The organism is Aphanizomenon sp. CS-733/32 (assembly GCF_028330045.1).
Lineage (GTDB): Bacteria > Cyanobacteriota > Cyanobacteriia > Cyanobacteriales > Nostocaceae > Dolichospermum > Dolichospermum gracile.
The window spans coordinates 1-10,477 of the sequence record NZ_JAQMSE010000079.1; the positions used below are offsets into that span (position 1 = coordinate 1).

Consider the following 10,477-nt stretch of genomic DNA (forward strand, 5'->3'; position numbering starts at 1 on the left):
AATAAGATCAGGACTAAAGTCCTAACTACTATGTTAAAATATGTTAAAATCCGTAGTCAGGGCTTCAGCCCTGTCCTAATTACTACGAATAAGATCAGGACTAAAGTCCTAACTACTATGTTAAAATATGTTAAAATCCGTAGTCAGGGCTTCAGCCCTGTCCTAATTACTACGAATAAGATCAGGACTAAAGTCCTAACTACTATGTTAAAATTTGTGATTATCTAACTAAGCATGACGTTGACTTATTAAAACCTGATGAGAATATTCAAAATCATCATTAGTAATTCTGATATCAGCAGGATCTGTCTGTCCTTGCGCTCGGAAACGGCGAATAGCTTCCACAGCAGCTTGATTACACAGCAATACTAAATCAGCACCATTCCAACCTTCTGTAACTTCAGACCAATAGGTTAAATTTACATCTAACAATGGTCGTCCCTCAGTATAAACCTGCAAAATATCTAAACGACTAGCCAAATCAGGCAAATCTACTTTAAGTTGTAAATCTAACCTACCTGCTCGTAATAACGCTGAGTCCAGAGCATCAGGACGGTTAGTAGCCCCAATGACCAGAATACTTGCACCCGCCTCTACACCATCCAATTCGGTTAATAATTGACCCACTACCCGGTTACTCACACCAGAATCACCGCTGTAACTTCCTCTTGCCGGAGCTAAGGTATCAATTTCATCAATGAATATGACACAGGGTTCTGCTTGTCGAGCCTTAGCAAATAATTCCCGTACCGCTTGTTCACTCGCACCCACCCAACGGGTCAGTAATTCCGGTCCATTGACACCAATAAAATTAGCCCTGGCCTGGGAAGCCACAGCCTTGGCTAATAAAGTTTTACCAGTTCCCGGAGGACCCCATAGCAAAATCCCCTTGGGAGCAATAGCCTTAGTTTGTAGATAAAGTTCTGGATAAAGTAGCGCCCCTTCCACAGATTCTCGCAGGGTTCGCTTAATATTCTCTAAACCACCAATATCATCCCAAGCAACTTGGGGAACTTCCACCTCCACACTGCGAAGTACAGCCGGTTTGATTTCCTTTAGTCCCTGTAAAAAATCAGTTTGAGTAACCGTCATGTTTTCTGGAGCTTGCACCTCTATAGAAGGAACTTGACGGCGGAGGGCGCTATAAGCTGCCTTTTGACAAACAGCCTTTAAATCAGCCCCCACAAATCCCACCGCCCGCTCGGCGATAAAATCGAGGTCAACCGTATCATCCAAGGGCATAGAACGGGTGAGAATTTGCAGAATTTCTTTGCGGCCGTTGATATCAGGAATGCGAAACTGGACTTCCCGGTCAAACCGTCCTGGTCGTCGCAAGGCTGGATCAAGGTGGTCAGGGCGGTTAGTAGCTGCGAGGACAATCACCCCTGGGCTATGGGAAAAACCATCCATTAAGCCTAATAATTGGGCAACGAGGCGCTTTTCAACTTCCCCTTCTACTGCACTGCGGTCTGGGGCGAGGCTATCAATTTCATCAATAAAAATAATACAGGGAGCATTTTTGGCGGCTTTTTCAAAAATACCGCGCAATCTTTGCTCCGCTTCACCATAATATTTACTGATGACTTCAGGTCCAACAATAGCAATGTAGTTAACGCCCAGTTCTTCAGCCAAAGCCCGGGCGGTGAGAGTTTTGCCGGTGCCTGGCGGTCCAACTAACAATACGCCGTGGGTGGGTTCTAGTCCCAATTTGGCCAGTAGATCAGGGCGTTTTAAAGGAATAGCAACCAGTTCTTTAAGTTCTTTGAGAATTTCGCTCAGTCCACCGATATCTTTCAGAGCAATACCCGAAGCGGGATCGGGAGGAACAACTGGATCTGAGGGACCTGCACCAGAAGCCGGGGGGGATTGAGTGTTCATCCGACTTGTACCTACCTCATTACCCATATTATTGCTACGAGGAATATTTCCTGTGCGGGGAATGTTGCTTAAAGGTCGGGAATTAAACTGGACATTGGTTTTGATTTCTCCGTTTTCTGCCTTTTCTTCTAGGGTTTTTACCAGTTCTAGTAACTGTTCAAATCCTTTGAATAAATCACTCATAATAGTCCTCCAAAAATTGATGCTAAACAGTTCATCTACTTAAAATAAAAGATTGGCAGCACCTTGAACTCTGGCAAGTGGTTCCACCGATCTGGGTAACTTAGGTAAACGAATAATTGTTTGTTCGGGAAACAAACTACTATCAGTTGCCAGTTCTTGGCTGTAGCGATTTTGCACTACATAACGTTGTTGAATTTTCATTGTTTTCAACGTTTCTGTTAAGCGGATATGTTCAGCAATGATCGCTGCTTCTGCCTGAATTACACCCACAAATTGGGTATGACGTGGATCTTTTAATTTCTTTTGAGCTTGGACAACTTGTTGGCGCAGATGTCGCAACCGTCCCATAAAATCAACCCGACCTAAAACATTTTGATATTTCATCCACAGCTTAAATATCCAAGATAACCAATCTCCTAAGGCAGTTGGCATTTGTAAAAATTGCAGGAGATGACCTGTTGGTGCTGTATCTAAAATAATCAAATCTTGCTCGTTACTGTCTAATAAATCGAGAATTGTAATTAGGGATAACATCTCATCTATACCAGGTAAAGCTTGAGACATAATCTGTCGCCAAGCTTCTGGAAGATAAGCAATATTTACTGTTGTTTCAGTTTCTGTTCCTTCCCCACTAATCATATCCGCTAATTCCCAAAGATAATCAGCACGGAATTGATCTAATATTTGGCTGGCATCAATTTCTTGTCCGCTTAAGTTAAGAGTTAATAATACAGGTTCATGTCCTAATTTTTGACCAAAAGCATCTCCTAATGAATGAGCAGGATCTATAGAAATCATGCGAATTTTTTTCTCAGGATAACGACTAGCTAAAGCCCAGCCCATTGCGGCAGAAACTGTGGTTTTGCCAACTCCTCCTTTACCACCAACAATAATTAGTTGACACCCTTCAGCTATAAAGTCACTAAAGCTGGGGGGAATTTTGCTTGGCCATTGGATGAGTGGGGGAGTTGCAAGTTCAACACTATCAATTTTCTGCATTTGAGATGCCAGATTATCTAATGCAACTCCACCCAATGGTTGGATTTTTTGTTGAGGGACGATAAAAACGGGTTTATTTTGGGAAATTGTTAAGAATTTATTGATAAATTTTTGCTGTTCCGCATAGCGGTCTGGCTCTATATCTAAATCTGTTAAAATTCGATTAATTACTATTCCCGCATAGGGAACATCTAGAGTTTTTAAATTTCCTAAGAATCGCTCTGTTTCTGCAAAACACATTGGTTCAGAAACTGCGGCAACTAAACAACCTGTAAATGTATCATCTTGTAGTAGTCGCCTACTTTCTGATAATTGCAGTTTGAGATCAGCTAAAAAGTCATCTACTTCGTCTCTTGTATAACCTCCGGTGAAGGTTTGTGTGATTACCTGATGTTTTTTCTGAAAGAGTTCTAAAGAGTTTAAAATCACATCCAGAAAATCTTTCAGTCGTAATAAGTTTAATGTATGACCAGAAGGAGCCATATCAACTACTATCCGATCTACTTTTTTTTCAGACAGTAAGTATTGAATTTCTAGTAACCCCATTAATTCGTTTAAACCAGGCCAGTTTAAATCCCAAACAGGGGCTAAGTCTTCTCCGTCAGCTAAACTACCTCGCTCCACCAATAGTTCTAAAAATTGACTATATTTGGCTTTAAATTCTAATAACAGTTTTTGAGCATCTAAGGCCTGAATACTCAAATTAGGTAAATCTGTTAATGGTGAGGCATAATCTTTCACTTCTGAAAGTAATATATCACCTAAAGAATGTGCAGGATCTGTAGAAAGTAACAAAATTTTTTCTTCAGGGAAACGTCTTGCCCAATAACGAGCAAAACTACAAGAAATGGTGGTCTTGCCAACTCCACCTTTACCGCTAAACATGACTAAGTGAAGTGAGTCGTATTGATTCATAAAAGGCTAAAAAAGTAAATAAACGTTGGCAGAAATAATTAAATGAAGTGATAAGGAGGAATACCTTCTCCTAAAAATAGATTCCACCGAGGGCAAGTTTGCTGCCAAGTTAAAAATTGTTCTAAAAGTAAGGTTTTATCTTGGTAATTGACTAAAAGGTAAATTCGTACTTCTTCTTCTTGTTCTTGAATAATAACGGGAATTTGATTGATTTTGCTGATAAAATTAATCAATATTTCTTTTTCTGATGCTTGGGCAAGAATAAAGTTTTTTTGCCTTTGATAGTGTTGCTTCTTAGCTAAAAAGTAATGTCTACCTGATTCTAAAATCGGCGATTCTTCTTCGATCATGCGAGGGATCAATTTTAAAACAAATTCGGTTTTACAATTGATTTTTTCTAGCTTATTTAGATATTCTTGCCCGTAAGTTTCTAGATGGGTTAGCAGGTTGTCTGTAGTGGCAAAATAAGTTCCAAAACGTAACGGTAAAACTGTAATTTGCCGAAAAATATCACAAATAACTCGATCATGATCTATAGCCATCTGGACAATTTTTTCATCATCATCTTGAAATGAATCTAAAGATATTCCAGGCTCGACAATAGCTGAAAGTCCATTTCCATCAATTTGAACTACTGAAGTAGTAGAACCTTGTGGTAAATGCAAGGAAAAGCTAGGCGTTTTTAAAAAAGCATAAGTGTAAAGATCTTCTAATTCCATATGTTTCACCTGTATAAAACTATTTTCCGATTCATGGAAATACCAGATAAATTTAGTTCTAAATTATTCAGTATTTACAATAGTAACTTATTGGTTATAATACTAGAAAATATTCAGGTTTTATCATGAAAAGCTTTCGTCATCGTAGTATTATTAGAGCTAAAATTAGCACGATGCCACGACATATCTCTGAAGCATCTAGTCAATTAGAACTTTATAAGATGGTAGCTGAGAAACAACGTATTATCAGAGAATTATCCTCTATTAAAGAACGAATGGTTACACTTCAAAAACGGTTAGATTCTCTCAATAATGAGATAGAGAACACAGAGAGAACGATTTATAAATTGCGTCAACCTCACTCGAGCAATGCTCAAAGTATGGTGCGTTTAAAGAATGTTGTTGAATCCAATAATTACCAGACTTTTGAGATTGAATATTAAGATATAAAATCTTGATGGATTTGGTAGATATGGAGACATTAAATCAAAATTATTACCCGCGAAAGCGGGTTTTTTGTTATCATCTTATTAAACGCTATGTAACTATTGCCATAAATCAGTTGACATTAAAAATTATTATTCCTGCGGTACTAGGGTAATAGGACGAGATCCTTCTCTCTGTCAGTTTCTATTGCAAATTGAGGTTGTATAGCCAAGTCTTCCTCTTCTTCTAATTCTAGTTGTAAGCGGGCTTCCTCCTCTGCCAATTCTAATTCTAAGCGGGCTTCCTCTTCCAAGGCTTGAATTTTCAAGAGAATCTCTTCTTCTTGAATCTCGAAATCCTCTTCAGAAATTTCGCCAATATCGAAAGAAAGCTGTAAGTTTAATAATTGTTTATGCAAATTTTCTTGAGCATCAAATTCAGTATTGGTACGCTCTTGGATCTGCTCACCAATCCAGACAAGTCCATTAAGTGGACCCATGATTGGCAATAGTAAAAGTTTCGTCAGCATGGTAAAAACTCCTATGAAGTAAGCTGGGCAAATGTGTAAGGTGCGGTAAAATTGTTGTAGCGAATACGTAGGCGATCGCCAAATTTTTGATCAATAGCTTCGACTCGTTCGCTAAATACAGGTTCTGCTTCCCAAGGAATTAAAAAAGCCGCATTGTAAATCATTTCTTCCGTCATCGGATCACTTTCTACAATCTCCTTAGCTAAAGGATGTAGGTTATCAAAGAACTCTTGAATGACAGTCTGTTTGCGAGCAGCTAAGTTACTTTCAATTAATTGTCCGATTTGAATTATTTCTTCCATGTTCAAATTTTTGCCTTCCATGTTGTCGCGCTGCTGCTTCAACTCCTGATTAGACTTCATCATGGCTTGCAATTCTGATTTGCTATCCCAAAGAATCTTAATGCTTACCTCTCTTTGTCCTGTTAGCTTTTGAAATAACTCATTTAATTGCTCTTTGTATGGTTCAATTAGTTGTTTTTGGATTGTCTCCCAATCCTTGACAACTAATCCAAACCGTAGAGGCAAAAGAACATGAAACCCTTCGTGCATTGCTAGTTCTAAAACTTTTTCATGAGTTAACAAATTACGACGGGAAGCCAAATATTTTTCTTGACAGGCATCTGAATATAAAAAACTAAAGCCGTCAACTACCTGACTATGAACAGGTTGTTTATCCAATCCTTGAAGATCAACAATTTCAGGAATTGGGTCTGGGAAAATGCCGTACAAATAAAGACCAGTATTCATAATCTGCAAAAAAATCAAATCTAAATTTACGATTGATAATGGGGAATTAAATTGGTTTTGATGTCAAAACTAACCTTAATTTGGCGTGAATAAGATCTAGTTGAGCTACACCTATATCTATTTCACCATCTACAACTATTCCGGTATTTAAAAGCCGATCTAATAACTCTAGTATCGAAGGGCGACTACCAGTTTCTCCTGGATAATAAGAACCAGAGGCTGGTAAAAGAGTGCCAAAATCTCCTAAATTTATATTCAAATCTGCTGGATCAATGTCAAATATCTGGCACAAATTTAAAATTTGTTCCTCTAACTTTTGCAAACTTTCTGCGGTTCGTTCTAAGTCAGATTCACTGAGCAAATCCTCTTCCATGCGCCGAATTATTTGAGCTTCCATCAATTGGCGTATCAATTCCAATACGGTCAGCAATAAGGGAGCTAAACCCGTTTCATTATTAGATTTCTTTTTAGGAGAGGTGTTTAGAAATTCGTTAGAGTTTTCAACTGGAATGACGGTGAGGAAATCGTTGGAGTTTTCAACTGGAGTGTAGACCATTTTTATGATGCCACATAAAGGTTTAAATTTCTTTGATGTAATTTAATCATTAAAATTGCCAGAGTTCCAGCGTTTATCAATTGGATATGGATAACTCTTGAATTTCAGTTAATTAGACATCAAGTTGAGAATCTATCGGCAATGGAATACTTTCTTCATAGGTTTGATGAGCATTGTCTTCAGTGGTTGGATGAGTATTATCTTCAGTATTTTCTACAAGTTGAGAATCTATCGGCAATGGAATACTTTCTTCATGGGTTTGATGAGCATTGTCTTCAGTGGTTGGATGAGTATTATCTTCAGTATTTTCTACTAAGGGAATTTGCTCTTGTACTTTAGCTGATGTTAGTAAATTTATCTGTGATTCTAAGCTCTCTAGGCGATTCTGAAGTTGCTGATTTTCTTCAACTAACCGTTGAGCTTTACTACTGAGATAAGGGTCTGTTTCCCACCAATTAATACCCATTTCTTTGGCTTTATCCACGGAAGCAATTAACAAGCGAATCCGAATGTGTATAAGTTCTGTGGAGGCAATAGAGATAGAAATATCGCCAGCAATTACAATTCCTTTATCTAAAACCCTTTCGAGAATGTCCGCTAAAGTCGAACCCTGGGTAGATGTGTTAATAGCTCGACTTGAGTTGGCTTGAGGACGTGTTGGCAGTATTGGCGTAGAAGTCACGAATGATTCAACTCTTGAATAGTATAAACACAATGAATTTTGTAAACTAAAGATTTTTGCTCCGAAGAGTATGGAGCATTAATGATTAGTTAAGAACTTTGGCTGAAGGCTTTTGAAATCCCTTGAATTCGTTATTTTTTTGCTGACTTACGTAATCAGAAACTTCTTTCTCTAAGGGGATATCATTTCCTAAATCCGTATTAGCGAGCGTATCCATTGTTGGTAAGCTACCCAATTCGGCATCATTTAATATCTCGATTTCTTTTGTGGGAAATTGAGATATGACATCGAGGAAAATATCTGTAGACTCGCTGACAGATAGATGAGTTCTGTTAGACAAAATCTCCATAGCAATTTCCTGAAAAAATGAATTTTCCGGTGTCGCTACAATGTTGTTGTCTGCACAGACTTTAGCAATCATTAAACAAGACCGTAAACCAGAGGTTTTTTCCGCACCTGTGGCTACCCGAAATGATTTAACTAACCGGACTATTAAGTAAGCACATTCTTTTTGTATGTTTGTTTTCTGAACTAATATCTCTGTTTGAGTTATCTCATCCGGTTCTGGCATATTAATAGTTACCAGTCTATCCATCAAAGCATCTTGTGTCGAGTGAACTCCACAATACTCTTCAGGATTAGATGTAAAAATAGCCCGGAATTGAGGACTAACACTCAGGTATTCTGGCTGATTACTGCTAGGGGGAAGGCTGAGAATTTTTTCTTCTAATGCTGATAGCAAGACGTTATTAACTTCAGGTCGCGAACGGTTAAATTCGTCATAAACTAAAGTGAAGCCTTCACGACAAGCGAGAGTCAATCGAGAATCAACCCAATTTTGTTTGAATTCATCTTCAACTTTAACAACACTATGGATATAGTTATCTAGTAATTTTTTGTGAGTGTAACCTGATTCACTACCAATCAAATCCGAACTTTTAAATTCGTCATCTCCAAATAGTAACATGACTGGTCTATCTAGACAGTGAGCCAAGTGCAGGGCTAAGGTTGTTTTCCCTGTACCGGCGGGTCCACGTAAGTGAATAGGGAATCCTGATTTGAGATAAAGTAACGCCCGAATTGCTACTTGCTCGATAGCTGGTGTGACTACAAACTGCCCTGGACGGACACGAAGAACTGCTCTTTTATGATTAGTTTTAGTCATAGTTAGGAGATGAAAATGGTAAGTAAATTAAGATGGTTGGAAAAAAGAAATATTATGAGAATAATGTGAAATTTCTCAATTGATGTGCTATTATCGTTCCATTAGTTGAGCGCATGAAGTAAGAACTCCAGTTTAATAAACGTAGTAAATTTAACGCTAAATTGAACTTATACGTTACTGTTGCTACGGTTTGAATATGGACTGCCGACTCTTCAGGCCTGAACTCATTGTTGAATTTTATTATTCGCCCCCTGATTCTACCAGCTTTGCACCTGGAATGTTAGGGGGCATTACTATTTAGACCTATTCTCCAACAGATAAGCTCTGTGTATTGAGAGATTAACGGCTAGAAACACCAAAAATACTTACAAACAAATCCTGACGGAATGCTTGCAGTTCTTTTGCTTGTTTTTGAGCTTTAGAAATGCGTTCTTGAGCCGTTTCTGCTAAAAATTCTTGGCTGGTTTGCTCAAGTTGCTTATGGAACGCTTGTAGTTCTTCTGCTTGTTTTTGAGCTTTGGAAATGCGTTCTTGAGCAGTTGCTGCTAAAAATTCTTGGCTGGTTTGCTCAAGTTGCTTACGGAACGCTTGTAGTTCTTCTGCTTGTTTTTGAGCTTGTGCGTTTCTTCTCGCTGTTGTAGCAGACAAGAATTCATTAGTCTCTTCAAATAGTTGAGCTACTGCTTCAACTATTGACTGACGTTCTTGGCGAATTTTTGGGATTAAAGCAGTCATGAATTTCTCCAGAAAATAATAAACTGGCATTAACCAGATTCACTGAATTTTTCAATCCACTGAATCTAGTTTCAGAGTTTCTCGCTTTTTTTTATATCCTTTGAGAAATCTTAATTTCAGAATACTCTTCTTTAATCACTATTTGGATAAAGCAACAGATTCTCAAGGTTTAGACAGCCTAGTAAAATGAAGGTTTTACCTGATTTTGATAGAAGAGGGATACACAGATAATTAAAAAAAGCAGGTTTAATATCAGAATTAAATTCAAAGATTCATTAATTCTGATATTGGGAATTTGCTTAATTAAGCAGGAACTGCTGCGGATTGGGTTAAACCAACTGCTTCTGCATATTTCAAGTAGGTTTCAACGGAAGCAATGACAATCCGAGCTTCAATTGCTAGTAGTTCAATACCAACTAAAGAAACACGAACCCAAGCATCAATTACGATACCTTTGTCAAGGATTCTATCAATAACTTCTGCCAAGCTGGAGGAAGAATTAGTTTTTTCGACTGCCATGATATTTGCACCTTATCTCATTGTTGTTGTGAACTTGATCCCATTGGGAGAATAACTATGAAATGACAATCTGATAGTTATTCTCTCCTGATTCTCGAACTACCAAATAATTAAGCAGGAACTGCTGCGGATTGAGTTAAACCAACTGCTTCTGCGTATTTCAAGTAGGTTTCAACGGAAGCAATGACAATCCGAGCTTCAATTGCTAGTAATTCGATACCAACTAAAGAAACACGAACCCAAGCATCAATTACGATACCTTTGTCAAGGATTCTATCAATAACTTCTGCCAAGCTGGAGGAAGAATTAGTTTTTTCGACTGCCATAATATTTGCACCTTATCTCATTGTGGTTGTGAACTTGATCTGATTGGGAGAATAACTGTCAGATTTTGATCTTCGAGTTATTCTACTATGTTGTGG

Annotated in this window: 12 protein-coding genes; 1 reads left to right on the forward strand and 11 read right to left on the reverse strand. The window is 38.1% G+C overall.

What is annotated here, in order from left to right; genetic code table 11:
• Positions 1-228: 228 nt before the first annotated feature.
• Genes PN471_RS06325 through PN471_RS06335 form a run of 3 tightly spaced genes read right to left on the reverse strand, consistent with a single transcriptional unit; the run spans position 229 to position 4,694 of the window.
• Positions 229-2,061, reverse strand: coding sequence for an AAA family ATPase (locus PN471_RS06325; protein WP_271776123.1), 1,833 nt, complete (start codon positions 2,059-2,061; stop codon positions 229-231).
• A gap of 39 nt (positions 2,062-2,100) precedes the next feature.
• The gene (locus PN471_RS06330; RefSeq protein WP_271776124.1) at positions 2,101-3,975 is read right to left on the reverse strand and encodes an ArsA family ATPase; all 1,875 of its coding nucleotides are present in this window, start codon (positions 3,973-3,975) and stop codon (positions 2,101-2,103) included.
• A gap of 38 nt (positions 3,976-4,013) precedes the next feature.
• The gene (locus tag PN471_RS06335; protein WP_271776125.1) at positions 4,014-4,694 is read right to left on the reverse strand and encodes a GvpL/GvpF family gas vesicle protein; all 681 of its coding nucleotides are present in this window, start codon (positions 4,692-4,694) and stop codon (positions 4,014-4,016) included.
• 125 nt (positions 4,695-4,819) lie between these two features.
• Between PN471_RS06335 and PN471_RS06340 the strand changes: the two genes are divergently transcribed.
• On the forward strand, positions 4,820-5,137 hold the full coding sequence (locus tag PN471_RS06340) for a gas vesicle protein (protein ID WP_193897351.1): 318 nt from the start codon (positions 4,820-4,822) through the stop codon (positions 5,135-5,137).
• A 149-nt stretch (positions 5,138-5,286) separates the two neighbouring features.
• On the opposite strand, the gene PN471_RS06345 is transcribed toward PN471_RS06340, so the two are convergent.
• The 8 genes from PN471_RS06345 to gvpA (PN471_RS06380) all read right to left on the reverse strand — a co-directional run bounded on the left by PN471_RS06345 (position 5,287) and on the right by gvpA (PN471_RS06380) (position 10,381).
• A complete protein-coding gene (locus tag PN471_RS06345) occupies positions 5,287-5,649 on the reverse strand; it encodes a gas vesicle protein GvpG (RefSeq protein WP_193897353.1) in 363 nt (120 codons plus the stop codon).
• 11 nt (positions 5,650-5,660) lie between these two features.
• A complete protein-coding gene (locus PN471_RS06350) occupies positions 5,661-6,398 on the reverse strand; it encodes a GvpL/GvpF family gas vesicle protein (RefSeq protein ID WP_271776126.1) in 738 nt (245 codons plus the stop codon).
• A gap of 46 nt (positions 6,399-6,444) precedes the next feature.
• The gene (locus tag PN471_RS06355) at positions 6,445-6,954 is read right to left on the reverse strand and encodes a gas vesicle protein K (RefSeq protein WP_271776127.1); all 510 of its coding nucleotides are present in this window, start codon (positions 6,952-6,954) and stop codon (positions 6,445-6,447) included.
• A gap of 112 nt (positions 6,955-7,066) precedes the next feature.
• Positions 7,067-7,636, reverse strand: a complete 570-nt coding sequence (gvpJ, locus tag PN471_RS06360; protein ID WP_271776128.1) for a gas vesicle protein — start codon at positions 7,634-7,636, stop codon at positions 7,067-7,069.
• Positions 7,637-7,721: 85 nt separating this feature from the next.
• Positions 7,722-8,801 (reverse strand): gas vesicle protein GvpN, encoded by a 1,080-nt coding sequence (gvpN, locus tag PN471_RS06365; RefSeq protein WP_271776129.1) that lies wholly within the window; start codon positions 8,799-8,801, stop codon positions 7,722-7,724.
• A 339-nt stretch (positions 8,802-9,140) separates the two neighbouring features.
• A complete protein-coding gene (gene gvpC / locus PN471_RS06370) occupies positions 9,141-9,536 on the reverse strand; it encodes a gas vesicle protein GvpC (RefSeq protein ID WP_271776130.1) in 396 nt (131 codons plus the stop codon).
• Positions 9,537-9,839: 303 nt separating this feature from the next.
• Positions 9,840-10,055, reverse strand: coding sequence for a gas vesicle structural protein GvpA (gene gvpA / locus PN471_RS06375; RefSeq protein WP_015080752.1), 216 nt, complete (start codon positions 10,053-10,055; stop codon positions 9,840-9,842).
• A 110-nt stretch (positions 10,056-10,165) separates the two neighbouring features.
• The gene (gene gvpA, locus PN471_RS06380; RefSeq protein WP_015080752.1) at positions 10,166-10,381 is read right to left on the reverse strand and encodes a gas vesicle structural protein GvpA; all 216 of its coding nucleotides are present in this window, start codon (positions 10,379-10,381) and stop codon (positions 10,166-10,168) included.
• Positions 10,382-10,477 lie beyond the last annotated feature (96 nt).